This window comes from Caballeronia arationis, assembly GCF_001544975.2.
Lineage (GTDB): Bacteria > Pseudomonadota > Gammaproteobacteria > Burkholderiales > Burkholderiaceae > Caballeronia > Caballeronia arationis.
In genome coordinates this window covers 1-946 of record NZ_FCOG02000506.1, presented here as the reverse complement: position 1 = coordinate 946, position 946 = coordinate 1, and the positions used below count along the sequence as shown (strand labels likewise).

At 61.0% G+C, this 946-nt stretch carries 2 protein-coding genes; one reads left to right on the top strand and one right to left on the bottom strand.

Annotated features, from left to right (window positions below; translation table 11 throughout):
* The coding region (locus AWB81_RS43520; protein ID WP_200822654.1) for a DNA-binding protein at positions 1–257 on the bottom strand (257 nt) is incomplete at its 3' end.
* 141 nt (positions 258–398) lie between these two features.
* On the opposite strand from AWB81_RS43520, the gene AWB81_RS43515 reads away from it, so the two are divergent.
* Positions 399–946, top strand: a 548-nt coding sequence (locus AWB81_RS43515) for a site-specific integrase (protein WP_510183688.1), incomplete at its 3' end; no start/stop codon positions are given.

Here is a 946-nt window from a genome sequence, read left to right as displayed (position 1 = left end):
GGCAAGTCCGGGTGCTCGATACGCACCCGACTCTTCTCTCGTAACTCCGCCCAGAACTCGGCGAGCACCGACGCCGGCGTGCTCATGGTGCCGCGCCGGACCAGGTGGTAGAGGCGATTGGCAGTGGGCGGAACGCCGAAGCGGAAAAACAGCAGAGCGCACACCTCGCGATAGAGTTCACGCGTCTTGGGGAACTCGGCCTTGAGGCGCTCGATATCGGCCGCGAGGCGGGTTTCGTCGGAAAGAACGTCGGACATGAGCGAGCCAGAGCGGGGAACACCGACAATAGTACAACGTATTTCGATATTTATCTAACCCAATCGACGGCTTGATTTGACATTAGTGCTATAATGTTGATTCATTCGTGTCGTACCGACCTCGAAACCGCGTGACACTCGATGCCCGCTCTTCAGCCACCGACATCCGTTGCACTCCAACCCGCGCCCCTCGAATCCCTCGTGATTCCGTCGACGCTCGACGGTAGTGTCGGGGCGAATCGCGCGACGGACGGTCGTGCGCAGATCGCGGCCAACCATGATCTCGATGCGATTCGCGCGTGGCTCTCGCGCTTTCACGACACCAAGACCACCTTCGAGAGTTATCGCAAAGAGGCCGAGCGCTTGCTGCTCTGGTCGCTTGTGATGCTCGACAAGCCGCTCTCGTCACTCACCCACGAAGATTGTCTGCGTTACCAGCAATTCCTGGCCGATCCGCAACCCACCGCGACTTGGGTCGCCGGCGGTGGTCGCAAGCACCCTCGCCACGATGCACGGTGGCGGCCTTTCTATGGGCCCTTGTCGCCCGCGAGTCAGCGTCAGGCGATCGTCATTCTCAATGCGTTGTTTGCGTGGCTGGTGCAGGCGGGGTATTTGGCCGGCAACCCGCTTTCGCTCTCTCGGCAGCGCACGAAACAAGCCGCTCCTCGCATCACCCGCTATCTCGAGCC